Source organism: Nesterenkonia aurantiaca, assembly GCF_004364585.1.
Classification (GTDB): Bacteria; Actinomycetota; Actinomycetes; order Actinomycetales; family Micrococcaceae; genus Nesterenkonia; species Nesterenkonia aurantiaca.
The window spans coordinates 199,367-216,176 of record NZ_SOAN01000007.1; the positions used below are offsets into that span (position 1 = coordinate 199,367).

Below are 16,810 nucleotides of genomic sequence, written 5' to 3' on the forward strand. Positions count from 1 at the left end.
CCCACGTTGCATCCCGACGGGTGCTCGCTTCTGCCCCTCGTGGAAGAATCATTCCGCTCAGCCCCACTCTTCACTGGAGCTGGCCGGAGGCGCCCTTTGCGACTGAGACCCGAGACATGAACCAGTCGACCACCACTGCAGCGCCTCCAAGGGCCCCACCGAGGGGAGCCCCCGGCGGTCTCATGGTGATTCTGGGTCTCGTTCCGGAATGTGCCCTGGGACTTCTCCCGCATCGGCGACTTCGGGAAGAAGACCGGGTCCAGCAGGCGGCGGCGCTGTGAAGCCCACGGAGGGTACACGGTCAGCGCATCAACGACGCCGGCCGATCAACATCCAGACGACCGCCCACTCCGGAGTCTGAGGTTCGAGACCGTGGCCTGCCTCGTGACCTTGGCGTTCGGCGCGCGGGCCGTGCTGTGGTGACGGCTTCGGCGGTGCGAAACGGGTCGCGCTCAGATGAGTCCGCTGGATGGGGAGCCCTCACCGGGTTCGTCTTGATGCTGGCCATGTCCGCCTGAGGAGGCGTGGAGGCAGGAGCAGCCTAGACCTCGTCGTAGAACAGCCGCTCATACACCTGCCGGCAGCGCCGGGTGGTGCGCAGGTAGTGGTCTTCGAAGTCCGCGCTGCCGCCGGGCGGGAACCCGCACCAGCGTGCAACAGCGTCCAGATCTCGGCGCGCCGAGGGGAGCACGTCGGCGGTCTTGCCGCTCCACACCGTGGTCGCGGAGCGCACCCGGGTGCATAGCTTCCAGGCCTCGGTGAGCTGTTCGGCGTCGAGCGGGCTGATCAGCTGCTCGTCGACCATCGCGTCGAGCGCGATCAGCGTGGAGCTGGTCCGCAGCCGCGGCATCGAGTGGGCGTGCTGGAGCTGGAAGAGCTGGACCAGCCATTCCACGTCGCTGAGACCACCGCGGCCCAGCTTCACGTGCCGGGACGGGTCCGCTCCGCGCGGCAGCCGTTCGGACTCCACCCGGGCCTTGATCCGGCGGATCTCCCGGATCTGTGAGGTGCTCGGCGGCGCGCCGTAGCGCACCGAGTCGGCGAGCTCCATGAACCCGTCGAGCAGCTCATCGTCGCCGCCGATCGGCCGGGCGCGCAGCAGCGCCTGACGCTCCCAGACATCCATCCAGCGACGGTAGTACTCGCGGTAGGAGTCCAGGGACCGGGAGAGCGGTCCCTGCTTGCCCTCGGGCCGCAGATCGGCGTCGAGCTTGAGCGGGAACTCCCCGCGGATCGCTGGTTTGAGCGGTTTGGAGAGCTGGGTGCTGATCCGCATGGCCAGCTTCTGTGCCTGCGCGTCGGCGAGCGTCGGATCACCGCCCTCGGCGAGGTTGTGGACGAACATGGCATCCATATCGGAGCCGTAACCGATCTCCCGTCCGCCCTGACGGCCCATGGCGATCACCGCAAGGTCGGCGTGGCGGCCCTCGGCCTGCCAGACCTCGGACTCGGCCACGCGCATCGCCCCGAGGGTCGCGGCGCGGTCCACGTCAGAGAGTGCGGTCCCGACCTCAGAGATCTCCAGCAGCCCCACAGCGTCACCGATCGCGACCCGCAGGGTCTCGCGCTGGCGCACCAGGCGGGTCAGCCGCATGGCGGCCTCAAGGTCACCCTTGTGCCGCGTGATCTTATTGCTGATCTCTTTCCAGAGCGCCTCATAGCTGAGCGGGGCCAGCGCCGCGTTGTCCCCGAGCCACTTGGTGGACTCCGGGGAGTGTTCCAGCATGTCGGAGATGAACCGCGACCCTGAGAGCACCAGGCAGAGTCGCTCTGCGGCCACCGAGGAGTCGCGCAGCATGGTCAGGTACCAGGGGCTCTGGCCCAGTGACTCGCTGAGCCGGCGGAAGGCCAGCAGTCCGCCGTCGGGGTCCACGCCTTCGCCGAACCAGCCCAGCATCATCGGCAGGATCCGGCGCTGCAGCTTCGCGCGCCGGGACAATCCCGAGGTCAGTGCCGAGATGTGCCGCATCGCCCCGGCCGGGTCGTGATAGCCCAGCGCGGCGAGCCGGTCCTGGGCGGCCTTGGCGGTGAGCCGGACCTCCTCGTCGGAGAGCACCGCGGTGGTGGAGAGCAGCGGGCGGTAGAAGATCCGCTCATGGAAGCTGGCGACCTCCTTGGCGATCTCGCGCCACTGGGTGAGCACCTCCTCCCCGGAGGGACGACGACGCCGGTTCGGCGGGTGCACCGCCTGGGCCAGCGCACGGATCTCATCGGGCTTCACCGGCATCAGGTGGGTCCGACGCATGTTGCTCATCTGGATCCGGTGCTCGTAGAGGCGCAGCATCCGGTAGCAGCGTGACATCGCGTCCCGGTCAGCCCGGGCCACGTATTCTCCAGCTTCGAGCAGCTCGATCGCGGTCAGTGAATCGCGCACCCGCAGCGACTCATCGACCCGGCCGTGGACCAGCTGCAGCAGCTGGACGGTGAACTCGATGTCGCGCAGCCCGCCGCGGCCGAGCTTGATCTCCCGGTCCACCTCATCGGCGGGGATGTTGTCAAAGACCCGGCGGCGCATCCGCTGGACGTTCTCCACGAAGTTCTCCTGCGCCGAGGAGGTCCACACCTGCGGCCAGATCGCCTCGATGTAGTCCCGTCCCAGACTGCGGCTGCCGGCGATGGGCCGGGCCTTGAGCAGCGCCTGGAACTCCCAGCCATGGGCCCAGCGCTTGTAGTACTCCAGGTGGGATTCCAGGGTGCGGGAGAGATCTCCCTCGCGGCCCTCGGGGCGCAGGTTCGCGTCGATCTCCCAGAGACCGGGCTCGGGACCGGAGCCGTTGATGACCTTGGAGATCCCTGAGGCCATGGCCACCGCAGTGTTGCGTGCCGCGGCGGTGTCGATCTCCGCGGAGGCGCGGTGGACGAAGATCACGTCCACGTCCGAGATGTAGTTCAACTCGCGGGCGCCGCATTTGCCCATCCCGATCACGGCCAGCTCCACGACCGCCGCGGTGCGCCCGTTGCGGTCGGTCAGCTCGGCCCGGCTGACCGCCAGCGCCGCGTCGATGGCAGCCCCGGCCAGGTCCGAGAGTTGTCTCGAGACCAGCGGCTGATAGGCCGCAGGATCCGCGGCGCTGAGATCGCGCAGCGCCAGGGAGGTCAGTTCACGCCGGTAGGCCCGGCGCAGCGCGACTCCCGCCGCCTTGGCGGTGAACTCGGAGTCCAGCGCTGCGGTGGGCAGCTCCGCCGAGGCGTCGGCGTGCACGGATTCCATCAGCCGGGTGCGCAGCACCTCGGGTTCGGTGACCCCTGGGACGGCGCTGGCCGCGGCGTCGTCGGGGGCATGGTTGTGCTGGTGCTCGTCCCGATCCGCCTCCAGGGTGTCGGCGATCTCGAACAACAGATCGCGGTTCTCTGGGCGGCGGACCAGGAACTCGCCCAGCGCCTGGGAGGCGCCGAGCAGCCGGACCAGCGGGACCGCGCGCAGGTAGACCCCGTCGGTGACGACCTGGAAGAGGTCACAGACCTCCCCGGCACGTTCCACCAGCCGGATCAGCAGCAGCAGCGCCTGATCCGGGTTCGGCGCATAGTGCAGGGTCTTCAGCAGCACCTGCGGGTCCAGTCCGGCGAGATGCTCGTCGGCGAAGAACCCGGAGGCACGCTCCAGCTCTTGGAAGCCGGCAGCGATGAGCTGCCGGCGGGTCAGCGCAGAGTCAGCCACGATCAGATCAGGCCGAGGTACCGTTTGATCTCGAAGGGCGAGACGTTCACCCGATACTCGTCCCACTCCTGCTGCTTATTGCGCAGGAAGTTCTCCAACACCTGCTCGCCGAGGATCTCGGCCATCAGCTCAGAGTCTTCCATCTGGCGCAGCGCCTCATGCAGGGTGCCCGGCAGCGGCTTGATGCCCAGCGCCTTGCGCTCGGAGGTGGTCAAGGACCACACGTCCTCGCCCACCGGTTCCATCAGCTCGTAGCCCTCGCGGATGCCCTTGAGCCCGGCACCCAGCACGGCGGCGTAGCCCAGGTAGGGGTTCGCGCCGGAGTCGATCCCGCGGAACTCCACGCGCGCGGAGCCGCCCTTGGTCGGCTTGTACAGCGGCACCCGGACCAGCGCCGAGCGATTGTTGTGGCCCCAGGAGACGTGGGACGGGGCCTCTCCCCCACCCCAGAGACGCTTATAGGAGTTCACGAACTGGTTGGTCACCGCGGTGAACTCCGGGGCGTGGCGCAGGATCCCGGCGATGAACTGCCGGGCGGTGGTGGAGAGGTTGTATTCGGTGTTCGGCGCGAAGAAGGCGTTGGTGTCGCCCTCGAAGAGCCCGAAGTGGGTGTGCATCCCGGAGCCCGGGTGCTCGGTGAACGGCTTGGGCATGAAGCTGGCGTACTTGCCCTGCATGATCGCGACCTCTTTGATCACGGTGCGGAAGGTCATGATGTTATCCGCGGTGGTCAGCGCATCGGCGTAGCGCAGGTCGATCTCGTTCTGGCCCGGACCTGCCTCGTGGTGGCTGAACTCCACCGAGATGCCCACGGCTTCGAGCATGTTCACCGTGTGCCGACGGAAGTCCTGGCTGACGCTTCCGGTGACGTGGTCGAAGTAGCCGGCCCGGTCCACCGGGATCGGCTCGCCGTCGGAGTTGAGGTCCTGGGACTCGAGCACGTAGAACTCGACCTCGGGGTGGGTGTAACAGGTGAAGCCCATCTCCCCGGCGACGTCGAGCTGGCGGCGCAGCACGTTGCGCGGGTCCCCGGCGGCGGGTTCCTGATCGGGGGTCAGGATGTCGCAGAACATCCGCGAGGTCGGTTCTTCCTCACCGCGCCAGGGCAGGATCTGGAAGGAGGAGGGGTCCGGGCGCAGCAGCATGTCGGATTCGAAGACCCGGGAGAGGCCCTCGATCGAGGAGCCGTCGAAGCCGAGCCCCTCGTTGAAGACCCCTTCGACCTCGGCCGGGGCCAGCGCCACAGACTTCAGCGAGCCCACCACGTCGGTGAACCAGAGGCGCACGAAGCGGACGTCGCGCTCCTCGATGGTGCGCAGTACGAATTCCTGCTGTCGATCCATACGTTGAAGCCTCCTGAAATGCAGTGGGTGTCGCCGGGACCACTCTACCCAACTCACTCGATCCCCAGCTTTGGTCCGCGCGGGATTGGGTAGCCTGATCACATGTCAGAACCGATCAGCCCGAAACGGGTCCGCACCGTGCACCTTCAGCAGTTCAAGGATGCCGGCCAGAAATTCTCCATGTTGACCGCCTACGACGCGCAGATCGCGTCGATCTTCGACGAGGCGGGGATCGAGCTGCTCCTGGTGGGCGACTCCGCCTCCAGCGTCATGATGGGGCATTCCTCCACGTTGCCGATCACGGTGGACGAGATGCTGGTCTTCACTCGGTCCGTGGTCAACGGCGCAAAGCGTCCGCTGGTCGTCGCCGACCTGCCCTTCGGCAGCTACGAGGCGTCCCCGGCGCATGCGGTGGCCACCGGGGTGCGGTTCATGAAGGAGGCCGGGGCCCAGGCGGTGAAGATCGAGGGCGACGCCGCGATGGCCGAGCATGTTCGCGCCATGGTCGCCGCCGGGATTCCTGTGATCGCTCACATCGGCTTCACCCCGCAGGCCGAGCACGCCCTGGGCGGCTACCGGGTCCAGGGCCGTGGAGACACCGCGCAGGCACTGATCGATGATGCCCTGGCCCTGGAGGCCGCTGGCGCGTTCTGCGTGCTCATGGAGATGGTGCCCGCAGAGCTGGCCACCCAGGTGGACCGGGCGCTGCGCGTACCCACCATCGGGATCGGCGCCGGCAGCGGCACCACGGGTCAGGTGCTGGTCTGGCAGGACATGCTGGGCCTGGGCTCCGGGCGGGTGCCGCGCTTCGTGAAGCAGTACGCGAACCTGCGCGAAGTGGTCGGGCAGGCGGCCGCGGCGTACCGCGAGGACGTCAGCGCCGGCGCCTTCCCGGCCCCGGAGCACAGCTTCGAGGGCTGAGGCTCAGCTGGTGGGCTTGCGGTCGTGACCGCCGTCGTCGTCCCAATGCTCGCTGGACTCTTCGTCCTCCCAGGCCTCGTTGTTCTCCTTCACACGCTTGAGCGCCTCGGAGGCGGCCTCGCGGGTGGGATACGGGCCTAGCAGCTGACTCCAGGAGGACTGCGCGCCCTCCTCGACTTCGCCGGTGCGGAGATTGAACCAGTATTCGGTGCTCATGGCCCCAGAATACGCCCCCGCCTCGACCGGCGGGTCTTGGGCCTCGGCGATCGCCGGTTCCGCCGCCACCGAGGCATGTCACACTTCTGCTCATGCACGCGAACCCCTCACCTTCGACCGCCTCGGTCTCCGGTCGACGACGGCGCGGCGCCGCCTCTCTGCGGGGCAGCCGGGTCGCGACCATGGCCGCCTTCGCCACCAACGGCGCCCTGCCGGCTTCGCTGCTGGCCCGTTATGCCGAGGTCAAGGACGCGCTGGGCCTCAGCCCCGCCATCTTCGGACTGGTGGTGGTGGGCTTCGGACTGGGCGGCGCGCTGGCGCTGCACATGCCAGGTGTGCTCAACCGCTGGCTCGGGGTCGCGCGCACCGCGAGCTTCGGCACGCTCTGGATGGGCGGCGGGCTGACCCTCGCAGCCGCCGGGGTGGCGCTGGGGAATCCCTGGGTGGTGGTGGTGGGTCTGCTGGTCACCGGTTTCGGTGATGCCGCCGTGGACGTGGCGCAGAACAGTCAGGGGCTGCGCGTCCAGGCCGCGTATCGACGGTCGCTGCTGAACTCGATGCATGCCGGGTGGAGCATCGGCGCGGCGCTCGGCGGCGCCGTCGGGATCCTGGCCGCGGTCCTCGGCGTGCCGCTGGTGGTCCATATGGCGGCCTGGTCGCTGGTCTGTGTGCTGGCGATGACCCTCGCGGCCAGGGCGTTCATGCCTGAACCCGAAGCGGAGCCGGAGGACGCGCAGACCCCGGTGAGACCCTCCGGGTGGTCCACGATGAAGATCCTGCTCCCGTTGGCGCTGATCGCGCTGGCCGGAATCTCGGTGGAGGATGTCGGCAACAACTGGTCCGCTGTGCTGCTCTCGAGCGAGCGCGGCATGGACCCCGCCTCGGCCGGCGTCGGACTCACCGTGCTGCTCAGCGCCCAGTTCATCGGCAGGATGTTCGGGGACCGGGTGATCGACCGGCTCGGGGAACGGGGTTCGCTGATCCTGAGCCTCTCGGCGGTGATCCTCGGGCTGCTCGGTGCCGCCTGGGCCCCCGGAGCCGCGCTGACCCTGGTGGGGCTCGCGCTGGCAGGCCTGGGCTGCGCCGTGACCGTCCCGCTGGCCTTCGCGCGGGCGGACCGGGTACCGGGGCTGCCGGCGCACAGCGGCGTGACCTGGATCAGCTGGGCGATGCGCGCGGTGATGCTGAGCCTGTCTCCGGCCATCGGGGTGATGACCCAGGGCTCCTCGCTGCCGGTGGCGATCAGGGTGATCGTGGGCATCGCGGTGGTCGCGCTGGCGCTGCAGCTGCGCCCCCGGCGCCCTGAACCCGCGGACCGATAGGATGAATGCCATGGCTACCCCGCAGTCCACCCCCCTGTCTTCCCGTGCCCCGGTGGGCACGCTCACCAAGGGCACGGTGTCCCCGCAGCGTCCGGTCCCGGCGCATATCGAACGGCCCAACTACGTAGGTCTCGAGGCACCGCCGGAGTACACCGGCGAGGACGTCTACGACGCCGCCACCGTGGAACGGATCCGCCGGGCCGCCCAGCTCGCCGCCGATGCCATGGTCGCCACCGCCGCGCTGATCCGCCCCGGGGTCACCACCGAGGAGCTGGACGCCTACGCGCATAAGTACCTCACCGACCGCGGGGCCTACCCGTCCTGCCTGTCCTACCGTGGATTCCCCAAAGCGATCTGCACCTCGGTCAACGAGGTGATCTGCCACGGCATCCCGGATTCCACGGTGCTCGCCGAGGGGGACATCGTGAACCTCGACATCACCGCATACATCGACGGCGTGCATGGGGATCACAACCGCACCTTCTTCGTCGGCGAGGTCGACGAGGAGACCCGGCTGCTGGTGGAGCGCACCGAAGAAGCCATGATGCGCGCCATCCGAGCGGTGAAGCCTGGCCGCCCGATCAACGTGATCGGTCGCGCCATCGAGTCCTACGCGAAACGCTTCGGCTATGGTGTCGTACGCGAGTTCATCGGCCACGGCGTGGGCAAGGCGTTCCACACCGGTCTGGTGATCCCGCACTTCGATGCAGCACCGGACCACGCGCGCCTGATGGAGCCGGGAATGGTGTTCACCATCGAACCGATGCTCACCCTGGGCACGCGCCACTGGGACATGTGGGAGGACGGCTGGACGGCCGTGACCCGCGACCGGAAGCGCACCGCGCAGTTCGAGCACACTCTGGTCGTCACCGATGACGGCGCCGAGATCCTCACGCTGCCCTCAGGCGCCTGAGTCCGGTCCCCTCCCCCACAGCACGGAGATACTGCATCACTATGAGCTCTTCCCACGAGCAGCCCCTGGCTGCCCAGGCCCTCGGCTCCGCCAGCGAGACCATCAGCGATCTTCCCAAACGGGCCATCGGCATCGATGTGGGCGGCACCGGCATCAAGGGCGGTCTGGTGAACCTGCACAAGGGCACCCTGACCGGTGACCGGTACCGCATCCCCACTCCGAAACCGGCGACCCCGGAGGCGGTGGCCGAGGTGATCGGGCAGATCCTCGACGAGCTGCTCAGCCGGGAGAAGGCACCGGCGCTGGAGGAGCTCTCGGTAGGCGTGCTGTTCCCGGCGATCGTGGACAAGAACATCGTGCTCTCCGCGGCGAACATCGATGAGTCCTGGATCAACACCGATGCCGCGAAGCTGCTGCGCCACCTCCCCGGTCAGATCCACACGCTCAACGACGCCGACGGCGCCGGTCTCGCCGAGGCGCGCTACGGTGCCGGCAAGGGGCTCGAGGGCACGGTCATGACGATCACCCTGGGCACCGGCATCGGGTCGGCCCTGGTGCACGACGGCGTGCTGGTCCCCAACAGCGAGATGGGCCACCTGGAGTTCGAGGGCGAGGTGGCCGAGAAGAAGGCCTCCGCGGCGGCTCGTGAACGGGCCGATATGCCCTGGGATGAATACGGCCAGCTGTTGAACCGGTTCCTCAAGCACGTCGAGCGGCTGCAGTCCCCAGAGCTGTTCATCATCGGCGGTGGGATCTCCAAGCGCAGCGAGGACTTCCTCCCCGAGATCAAGGATCTGCGGGCGAAGGTCGAGGTCGCGGCGCTGCAGAACAACGCCGGGATCGTGGGGGCGGCGCTGTACGCGGCCGAGCAGACGAAGCTCGACGCGTCTCGCGGCCGGTCCTGAGCCGCAGCTTGGGGTTGTTACACTTCTTGCTGCACCAGATCGCGCCCACTCGGCGGCCTCTGGGCACGGGCCTTTAGCTCAGCTGGTAGAGCACCGCGTTTACACCGCGGGTGTCGTCGGTTCGATCCCGGCAGGGCCCACCACTTTCCGAGCTGCCCGCCGCGCCTGGCTCCCTGCCCAAAAGAACGCTGGGGTGGCAGGGTTCCAAAGTCGGCGCACCAGGCTCTGGAGCGGGCGGTATGGGAGCCCTATCCTACAAATATGGAGTCCCCGTCCTGGTGCCCGACCACGCGGCCCGCGCAGCCATGACCGGGCATCACGTGGACCTGTGGTGGATTCCGGTAGGGGCCGGCGGGCACGTCGTGGTCCATACGAGCAGGTGGTGGGAATCGCTGCGCGCGCGCAGGGCGCGCCGCCGACCCCGTCCGTTGTTCCATGCCGCACTCGAGGTGACCCACGGCCCCGATGACTATGTGGTGGAGATGACCCCGGTATGGGGCCAGCCCCGCGGGCCTCGCGGCGTAGTGGCCCAGGGACCCGTGGGCATCGCCTGGTTCGGCGCCTCTCCGTTCTTCCGCTACGAGATCAGATGTTGGAGAGACGGAACCATCCCCGATCTTGAATGGGCCGTCGGTCCCCCGAATCAATTCCTGCTCGCCGCCGAGGATGCCTGTGCTCTCATCGGCAGAATCTCTAGGGCCCCACAGCTGACCTGGGGGCGCGACGTGTTCGGGATCGGAGACATGTGGAACTCCAACTCACTGATCTCCTGGCTGCTGGAGTCCGCTGGAATCGACGCTGCCGCGCTGGCTCCGCCTGACGGAGGGGACGCACCCGGGTGGCACAGCGGAATCGCCGCGGCCCACTCGCCGGAACACTCCGGCACCGCCGGTGCGCAGGGTACTGCGGATCACCCCTGAGCGGATTCCCCGCCGAGGGTGGGGCGAGGATAACCTGTCTCCATGGCTTCCATCGCGCGCACCACCGGTCGAATCTTCCTCGGCTCGGCACTCACATTCGCCGGGGTCTCACACCTGGCCTGGGCCCGCGAAGAGTTCCGCGCCCAGGTGCCTGAATCCATCCCTCTGGACCCTGACACGACAGTCCTGGCGTCCGGCGTGGCCGAGATCGGGCTGGGCACCGCGCTGCTGTTCTCCCGTGAGCACCGCCCGCTGGTCGGGAAGGCTGCAGGGGTGTTCTTCGCCGCGGTCTTCCCCGGCAACATCGCACAGTACGTGCACAAGCGTGACGGGTTCGGCCTGGACACCGATCGCAAGCGGCTCGTGCGGCTGTTCTTCCAGCCGGCACTCGTCGGGCTGGCGGTGTGGTCCACGCGTCGGGCCTCCTAGCAGCGCCGAGAAGTTCTGCTACGTCCGTGGAGAGCGCAGGAGCGGATCGACGAGCTGCGCCACCGTGATCCCTCGGGTCGCCGCCTCTTGCCGCAGGGCCGCCACCAGAGCCGGGTCAAGCGCTCCCCCCTCGGTTGGCACGGCCCAGGCATCGTCTCGGACTCCTCGCTGATCTTCTGACTGGTGCGGGGCGCCTCGCTTCCGAAGACTGGACAGCAGCGGAGCCACCACCCCGCAGAGAACGGCCAGAATCAGGACGATGCCATAGGCGCGGGGGAAGAGTTCGCCCTCCCACCCCTCGTCCCAGATGAGCACCATCGTGAGGGAAACGCCGACAGCGATCAACCCGAGGCAGGACCAGAGCAGGCCGCGGATCAGCTTGTCGCGAGCGGTTGCGGATGCCAGGACCAGGCTCGCAAAGCTGAACGCCACGGTAAGGGTGATCCCCGAGAGCAGAACCTGGAATGTGCTCCATGCGTGTTCCACCTCAGACCAGATCATGAAGATGCTCCAGGCCAAGGTGAGCAGGCAGACTGCCACACCTGCCACGCCCACCATCCGACTGGGCCGACTGAAGACCGCGCCACAGCACAACATCGCCAGGCTGAACGCGCCCACCGTCGAGGTTGTAGCGAGCACCCGCGCACCGGTCTCGCCGAAGCTCACGCCGATCAGGACGAAGATCCCGGCAGCCGCCGCGAGACAGAACGAGCCGATCATCGTCCACAGGAAGACTCGCCGAATCCGTGGTCCCAGACTCTTCTTCTTCATGGCGCTCGTGGCCTCCTCCAGGCAGGACACCGTGCCCTGCTATGACAATAGCGGCGGGTTCACCTCCTACGGGAGGCTCGACACAGACTTCTGGAGGTGGCCGGTGTGATGGGCTCGGAATGCTGGTGTCGCATCATGGCGAGTATCCGGGCGCCTCCTGGTCCAGCAGCAGCTGATCAAAGTCCGAGGAAGGCCCCTTGGCGGCGGTGGTGCCGCTCCAGATCGGTGACCGCTGCTCCGCGCACGAGGCGAAGACTGCCTCCGGGTAGACGATGCCCACCGGATCGTCCCCCTCGAGGACGAGCAGTGGCTTGACGTCATCGGCGCGATAACGTTCGAGCACGCCTTCGATGTCGTGCTCCGGCCTGAGGAAATCAAGATCCTCGGTCAGGAGGCAGGCACAGCGCTTCTTCCTCCAGTCACCTGGATGCCGCGCCGCGATCTCGGCCAGATCTGCCTCGGTGATCAACCCCACTGGGCGGTGGGAAAGATCGCTCACCAGCGCTGCGATCTCTCCACCGCTGATATTCCCGTCACAGAGCAGCGCTGCGGCATCGTGAAGGGACTGAGTCACAAAGAGGTTTGAGGTGATCCCAGACATGAGCTGGTTGACGGTGATCATCAGCCCGCCCCTCGCTGGACGAGGGCAGTTCGGTGCAGAGTTGAAGCTGCCCTGAGACCACGCGTCGAGTCGGTCTCGCGGGATCGAACCGGGCCGAGGGCAACGGAAGCCGCACACATCACGCACCGTGTGACCCTGGTGCTGAAAATTCCGGAACAGGCAGAAGTGCGGACGACAAGATGCGAATTAGGCTCCACGGGGTACCCCTTGAATTCAGAATCAAGAGCCCGTTGCTTGAGCTGAAACCGATGCTAACCGAGTCTCTCGCCCCATGGAAGCCTCCGTAAACATGAACTTCCTCAGGGCGGCAGGACCAGTACCGCGACCGTGAGCGGCTTCGGACAACCTGAAGGCGCTTCGATATCCATTGCGCAGTAGAAGTCTCGGCACTGCGATCTCGTTCAGCACACCTCAGGAGACCTGCGCGTCGAGTGGTCTCTCAGCTGAGCCGGAATCTCAGCCCAAAGTTGTTCAACAGCGAGGGCAGATTCTCCGAGTCCAAGAAATGCGATTCCAGATCGAGCTCCGCTCGACTGAGGATCTCCGCCATGAAATTCGAGGTCAGCAGCAGCACCAGATGCCGCCCAGGACACAGACCCGGCCCTGCACTGAAGGGCACCAGTGGCCAGTCATCACGAGTGCGTGGTCGATCCCACAGCTCAGGGGCGAAGCGATGCGCGAAGTCCAGCTGCCGGTCGTCGCGGTGGAAGAACGGCGCGAAGACCAGCACCGAGGTCCCAGCCGGCATCACCCCATGGGCGAACTCCACGTCGGTGGTGGTCTCGCGCAGGATCATCGGGGTGGTCGGCCAGAGCCGCAGCGACTCCAGGACCGTGGCGCGCAGCAACGGCAACATCGGAGCAGCTTCATGCTGCTCCGCGCTGATCTCTCGTCTTGCGGCGTCGAGGCTCTCGCGGTGGGTGGCGAGCAGCGCGAGCGCGCGAAAGGTAGCCATGCCCGCGGGGTCGAAGGCGAAGAACCACTGTGGGATCTGCTGCGCAGGCTCCGCCTCGGACCCCTGGGGCTGCTTCGCCATGAAGGCTGCGAGACTGCCCGGTTCCGCCCGGTCCAGCGCCTCCTGCATCTGGGACAGGAGTGCGGCGCGTCCGGTCTTGTCCACGGGCTTGAGGAACGCCCAGTTGCCATCCGCGCGCAGCTTCTCGGTCAGCTGGGTCAGGTCGGTGTCCTCCCGGGCGGAGTCACCCAGGACGACGCGTCGCACAATCCGAAACCAGGCGTCGAGGAAGGTCTGGTACTCCAAGACCCCTCCGTCTGCCCGCACCTGCTCCAGCAGAGCCTTTGCCTCCTGCTCCACAGTGGGCATGAAGGCGGCAGCCATTCGGTGGATCGGGTGACCGTGGTCGAGTGTGTGTTCGTTGAGGCGGCGGCGCTGGGTGCGCTCGGCGCCGTGGGAGATGAGCGCCACCTTGGGCTCAAAGTGCTTGAGCGCATGCTTCTTCAGCGTTTCGGCGGTGGCAAAAGGCTCGGGAGAGTCATCCAGCACGCGGTGTACGTCCTCGGGGTCGAGGATCAGCGCCATGTTGCGGCCCGGAATGCTGAGCATCAGCGGCCCACGTCCGTATTTGTCGGACAGGGCCTGCGCCCGACGGACTCCTCGACCGTCGAGGTCGAACCGCTCCGAAGCCGCCACGACTTTGGGACGCCGGATGATGGGCCCCTTGGCGACCATCGGTCCCTGCACGTCTCGAAGCACCTGGGCAGTCTCTGCCCAGGTCGCCTTCGGAAGCGGGTTCTGGACGGGTGAGATCGAGTTGACTGTCATGACGCGCCTTCCACTGGTCAGTTGCGTATCGGCTGCCTGCTTGCGTTGAGGTCCCCTGTTCTCACTCTAGAAACCCCTGGAATCGGTCACAACCTCGATCACCCCGATCAGCCGCGCTTAGGCCGCGTCGCGACTGGCAGTGACCACACAGGCTGCCGGTGCTGCACTGGCATTGCGCCCGGTCCGGGCCACAGAGCATCGATGCTCGATGAGCACACCTGGTGACAAGGTCCTAGGGACCGACTGAGGCCACGAGCTCTTCGGCCAGCGCACGAAGTTTGATGTTGCGGTGATTCGAGGCTGCCTTGAGAACCGTCACCGCATCATCCTGGCTGCACCGATTCTGGGCCATGATGATGCCCACCGCCGTGTCAATCGTTGATCGTGTCTTCATGGCTCGCCGACGGTCCTCGACATCCTCGGCGTAGGCGGCGATTCGCACCGCAATGGCCACCACAGTGGAGACGGCCTCGGTGAAGCGCCGCGCGGCACGAATCTCTTCTTCAGTAAAGGCCCCCACTTCGTGGGTGTAGAAATTCATAGCCGCCGTGGAGGAACCCTCCATGACCACCGGCACTGCGACGATGCTGCGCAGACCTCGGTCGCGCACCTCGGCCATATACTCCGGCCACCGATTCTCATACCGCACATCGGGGACCCGTATGAGGTTCCCCGTCTTCTGAGCCTCCAGGCACGGCCCTTCGTCAAACCCGGCTTGCAGTTCATCCATCTGTTGAGCTTCCAACGAGCTGGTGGCCAGCACCGTGTTCCGCTTGGCACGGTTCAACAGAACTCCGCACAAGACTTCCCGGTCGGTGGATAAGTGTCGGGCGGCCAGCTCCGCGATGCTCGTCAGCATCCCCGCTATGTCGCGATTCTGAGTAAGCACATCGGCCAGCGCGGCGGTCAGATCCTGAGGGTCTTTGGTGGTCTCCATCGGAAAGACTCCTTCACATCGGTCCCGTCCGAAGAGCGACGGATTCTCACCGACGCTACGCCAGGGGCCTGCAATCCCGACAGCGCCCGGACGCGACTACGGCCCGAACTTGCCTGCTTCCCCGTGGCTCTCCCTCCCACCAGAGACCTGGGTCGAGGCTCCCGGCAGAAGAAGAGGTCATGTCCTTAAAAAATTGAATACTTTGGGCTCTTTACCCACGCTCAACCATGAACTACCGTCGTGTTCAGCTCAAGCAACGGGCTCTTGATTCTGAATTCAAGGGGTACCCCGTGCAGCGGCATTCACTTCTCATCGACGGCAGTTCTGCCTGTTCCCGGCCTCTCCGCACCCAGGTCGGTGGGTACCTGACGTGTGAGACTTCAGGGGCCTTCACTGCGGCTCGAGTCCGCGCCGCCGCCTCGATGCCCGCCCTCGATGCCCGCCCTCGTGGCCCCTTCTGCCCTGCACCGCACTGCCGACCTCGGACCTGGCGCACTGGCTGCCCAGGCAGCACCGGTTGGCAGATCCGCATCGTCGCCGCGGCCTTAGCCCTCGGTGGCGTCCCTGCGCGACTCCTCGCCCTGCCCGACTCACTCCGACGCCAATGCTGATGACTTCAACGAAAGGCAGTCATGACTGACACCAACAACACACCGCCACGTCCGTCCAACCCAGAAGATCCCGCGCACAAGACCCCAGCCGCCTCAACTCTCGGGTCCGCTCCGTCCGCCCCTGGTGTGACCGAGCCAGTGCCTGCAGTGCGCTCGGCCCCACCGGGCCTCGAGTCTGTGACCGGTGAACCCGGCTACTCCGACCCGCATGCGTCCGAGACCGGTTCTGCAGGAAGCGCCGATCACGCAAAAGGTGCGGCCCGAAATGTCGCCGGCGACGCCACGGAGGCCGGACGTGCCGTCAAGGACACCGCCGCGCAGGAAGCCGCAGGGGTCAAGGATGACGCGGTACGCGAGGCCAAACGCCTCGGTGGCGAGGCCAGCACGGTGCTGGAGTCCCAAGCCGCCGAACAGCTGGATCGTGCTGCAGGCACCGTGCGCACCTTCAGCGACGACGTCGCCCGCATCGCTCGCGGCGAGAAGCCTGAGCCCGGGGTTGCGAAAGACCTCGTGGACCAGCTGAACACCCGCGCCGAGGCCACCGCCAGCTGGCTCGAGGATCATGACCCCCGGGAGGTTCTGCACGAGGTGCAGAGCTTCGCGCGTCGTCGTCCGGTGGCGTTCCTGGCCATCGCAGCCGGGGTCGGTTTCGCCGCCGGCCGACTGACTCGTGGGCTCAAGCAGAATCATGCCGATGACGCTCATCAGAGCTCCTCGACCTCGAATCACCGGGCGACCAGCGCATCTGGGTCCCCGGCTCGCACCAGCACCCCCGACACCCCTGCCGGCGCCCCAGCTGGCCCCGCCTCCGGGCCTGCTCCCGGCACCTCAGCCGGCACCGCCTCGGGGCCGGTCCCCGGCACCATCCCCGCTGGAAGCACGGATCCCTATGCCGGAGGTGGTGGCCGATGAGCGGCTTCAATTCCCCGGCCGGGCACTCCCCCACAGGGCCGGCCTCACCCGGCCCTGCGCCTGTCGATCCTGCACGCCAGGCCGAGCGCAAGGCGGAGCAGGAATCCTTGGGGTCGTTGATGTCCCAGGTCAGCGGTGACCTCTCCACCCTGATCCGGCAGGAGACAGCGCTGGCGAAGGCGGAGCTCTCCGAGACCGCGAAAAAGTCCGGAAAGGGTGCCGGCATGTTCGGCGGCGCCGGCATCGCCGGGCACTTCGTGCTGCTCTTCCTCTCCATCGCCCTCTGGGCCGCTCTGGGCGCCACCGCGATCGGCACCGCCTGGTCAGCGGTCATCGTCGCCGCGATCTGGGCGATCATCGCCGCGGTCCTGGCGGTGCTCGGGAAGAAGAACCTTGAACAGGCCCAGGGCGCCCCGCACACGACGGAGACCCTCAAAGAAATCCCCGACGCCCTCACCCCCACCAAGGAGACCCGATGACACAGCAGACTCCGGAAGAGATCCGCGCCGATATCGAGCGGACCCGCAGCAGCCTCTCCCTTGACGTC

Annotated in this window: 16 protein-coding genes and 1 tRNA gene; 10 read left to right on the top strand and 7 right to left on the bottom strand. The window is 67.1% G+C overall.

Going from position 1 to position 16,810, the window contains the following annotated elements; all coding sequences use genetic code 11:
* Nucleotides 1-541: 541 nt before the first annotated feature.
* Complete coding sequence (locus EV640_RS10325; protein ID WP_133726392.1) at nucleotides 542-3,658, bottom strand: bifunctional [glutamine synthetase] adenylyltransferase/[glutamine synthetase]-adenylyl-L-tyrosine phosphorylase; 3,117 nt, start codon at nucleotides 3,656-3,658, stop codon at nucleotides 542-544.
* A gap of 2 nt (nucleotides 3,659-3,660) precedes the next feature.
* The gene (gene glnA / locus EV640_RS10330) at nucleotides 3,661-5,001 is read right to left on the bottom strand and encodes a type I glutamate--ammonia ligase (protein ID WP_036475508.1); all 1,341 of its coding nucleotides are present in this window, start codon (nucleotides 4,999-5,001) and stop codon (nucleotides 3,661-3,663) included.
* A gap of 102 nt (nucleotides 5,002-5,103) precedes the next feature.
* On the opposite strand from glnA, the gene panB reads away from it, so the two are divergent.
* Nucleotides 5,104-5,922 (top strand): 3-methyl-2-oxobutanoate hydroxymethyltransferase, encoded by an 819-nt coding sequence (gene panB, locus EV640_RS10335; protein WP_036475509.1) that lies wholly within the window; start codon nucleotides 5,104-5,106, stop codon nucleotides 5,920-5,922.
* Nucleotides 5,923-5,925: 3 nt separating this feature from the next.
* Here panB and EV640_RS10340 read toward each other — a convergent pair whose 3' ends face one another.
* The gene (locus EV640_RS10340; protein WP_036475613.1) at nucleotides 5,926-6,138 is read right to left on the bottom strand and encodes a hypothetical protein; all 213 of its coding nucleotides are present in this window, start codon (nucleotides 6,136-6,138) and stop codon (nucleotides 5,926-5,928) included.
* Nucleotides 6,139-6,230: 92 nt separating this feature from the next.
* On the opposite strand from EV640_RS10340, the gene EV640_RS10345 reads away from it, so the two are divergent.
* The 6 genes from EV640_RS10345 (at nucleotide 6,231) to EV640_RS10370 (ending at nucleotide 10,627) form a co-directional block, all read left to right on the top strand.
* A complete protein-coding gene (locus tag EV640_RS10345) occupies nucleotides 6,231-7,460 on the top strand; it encodes an MFS transporter (RefSeq protein ID WP_051501166.1) in 1,230 nt (409 codons plus the stop codon).
* Nucleotides 7,461-7,470: 10 nt separating this feature from the next.
* Entirely contained in the window at nucleotides 7,471-8,373 is a 903-nt protein-coding gene (gene map, locus EV640_RS10350; protein WP_133726393.1) for a type I methionyl aminopeptidase, read from the top strand.
* Between the two features lie 41 nt (nucleotides 8,374-8,414).
* Nucleotides 8,415-9,278: a polyphosphate--glucose phosphotransferase gene (gene ppgK / locus EV640_RS10355; RefSeq protein WP_084479563.1), complete on the top strand. Its 864-nt coding sequence runs from the start codon at nucleotides 8,415-8,417 to the stop codon at nucleotides 9,276-9,278.
* A gap of 67 nt (nucleotides 9,279-9,345) precedes the next feature.
* Nucleotides 9,346-9,421: transfer RNA gene (locus EV640_RS10360), tRNA-Val, on the top strand.
* 96 nt (nucleotides 9,422-9,517) lie between these two features.
* On the top strand, nucleotides 9,518-10,198 hold the full coding sequence (locus EV640_RS10365; protein ID WP_200869313.1) for a hypothetical protein: 681 nt from the start codon (nucleotides 9,518-9,520) through the stop codon (nucleotides 10,196-10,198).
* Nucleotides 10,199-10,240: 42 nt separating this feature from the next.
* On the top strand, nucleotides 10,241-10,627 hold the full coding sequence (locus EV640_RS10370) for a DoxX family protein (RefSeq protein WP_036475512.1): 387 nt from the start codon (nucleotides 10,241-10,243) through the stop codon (nucleotides 10,625-10,627).
* 18 nt (nucleotides 10,628-10,645) lie between these two features.
* Here EV640_RS10370 and EV640_RS10375 read toward each other — a convergent pair whose 3' ends face one another.
* From EV640_RS10375 to EV640_RS10390, 4 genes are all read right to left on the bottom strand, one after another.
* Nucleotides 10,646-11,398 carry a hypothetical protein gene (locus EV640_RS10375; protein WP_152539245.1) on the bottom strand — a complete coding sequence of 251 codons (753 nt, stop codon included), beginning with the start codon at nucleotides 11,396-11,398 and terminating at the stop codon, nucleotides 10,646-10,648.
* 133 nt (nucleotides 11,399-11,531) lie between these two features.
* Nucleotides 11,532-12,020, bottom strand: coding sequence for a CBS domain-containing protein (locus EV640_RS10380; protein ID WP_166645910.1), 489 nt, complete (start codon nucleotides 12,018-12,020; stop codon nucleotides 11,532-11,534).
* 439 nt (nucleotides 12,021-12,459) lie between these two features.
* A complete protein-coding gene (locus EV640_RS10385; RefSeq protein WP_133726396.1) occupies nucleotides 12,460-13,803 on the bottom strand; it encodes a cytochrome P450 in 1,344 nt (447 codons plus the stop codon).
* 232 nt (nucleotides 13,804-14,035) lie between these two features.
* Nucleotides 14,036-14,740 carry a GAF and ANTAR domain-containing protein gene (locus EV640_RS10390; RefSeq protein WP_036478017.1) on the bottom strand — a complete coding sequence of 235 codons (705 nt, stop codon included), beginning with the start codon at nucleotides 14,738-14,740 and terminating at the stop codon, nucleotides 14,036-14,038.
* Nucleotides 14,741-15,528: 788 nt separating this feature from the next.
* Here EV640_RS10390 and EV640_RS10395 point away from each other — a divergent pair.
* The 3 genes from EV640_RS10395 to EV640_RS14050 form a co-directional block, all read left to right on the top strand.
* Nucleotides 15,529-16,263, top strand: a complete 735-nt coding sequence (locus EV640_RS10395) for a hypothetical protein (protein WP_051501493.1) — start codon at nucleotides 15,529-15,531, stop codon at nucleotides 16,261-16,263.
* Nucleotides 16,260-16,742 carry a phage holin family protein gene (locus EV640_RS10400; RefSeq protein WP_051501494.1) on the top strand — a complete coding sequence of 161 codons (483 nt, stop codon included), beginning with the start codon at nucleotides 16,260-16,262 and terminating at the stop codon, nucleotides 16,740-16,742. Before EV640_RS10395 ends, EV640_RS10400 begins: the two co-directional genes overlap by 4 nt.
* Nucleotides 16,739-16,810 (top strand): DUF3618 domain-containing protein (locus EV640_RS14050; RefSeq protein ID WP_133726403.1); only part of this gene is annotated, 72 nt, incomplete at its 3' end. The genes EV640_RS10400 and EV640_RS14050, both read left to right, overlap by 4 nt.